Raw genomic sequence first — 676 nt, 5'->3', positions numbered from 1 at the left:
TAGTATACTGAGTGACAAGAAAAGAGGGATTGTGCGCATGAATTACTTTAAAGGACGCCACTTTCAACAGGATATCATTATAGTAGCCGTTGGCTACTATTTTAGGTTCAGTCTCAGCTACCGTGATATCGTTGAATTGCTACGTGATCGCGGGGTTAGTGTGCATCACACCACGGTCATGCGTTGGGTTCATCATTATGGTCCCATCTTTAAGGCTTTATGGCGCCAACATCAAACCTCCCATACCAAAAGTTGGAGGATAGACGAGACTTACATTAACGTCAAAGGTCATTGGACTTATCTGTATCGTGCAATTGATAGCAACGGTCTGACGCTCGACTTCGAACTGCGAAAGCATCGTGATTATGCGGCAGCCTATCACTTTTTGAAACGGCTTTGGACGACCAATGGTCGTCCTGATCGCTTAGTCACCGATCAATATCAAGCAACACTTAAGGCAGTGAAGCACCTGATGAAACAAGACTACTTGAGCAAATCAGCACACCAATGTTCCAAGTATCGAAACAATTTAATCGAACAAGATCATCGATTCATTAAACGACACCGGGTGCGGTCAGCAAGTTTCCAAAGCATCCGAACCGCTAGTGCAACACTCAGCGGCATTGAAGTCATCCATGCATTACGCAAGAAAACCCGACGAGAGCTAAGCCTCATC

General features: G+C 45.1%; 1 protein-coding gene. It reads left to right on the top strand.

Annotated features, from left to right (window positions below; genetic code table 11):
• Nucleotides 1–37 precede the first annotated feature (37 nt).
• Nucleotides 38–676: IS6 family transposase (locus FD01_RS15235; protein ID WP_056965200.1), on the top strand; the 639-nt coding region annotated here is incomplete at its 3' end.

The sequence above is a fragment of the Lacticaseibacillus manihotivorans DSM 13343 = JCM 12514 genome (assembly GCF_001435035.1).
In the GTDB taxonomy this organism is placed as follows: Bacteria; Bacillota; Bacilli; order Lactobacillales; family Lactobacillaceae; genus Lacticaseibacillus; species Lacticaseibacillus manihotivorans.
Note: the sequence above shows the minus strand (reverse complement) of the source record. Positions and strands in the feature narration are given on the sequence as shown.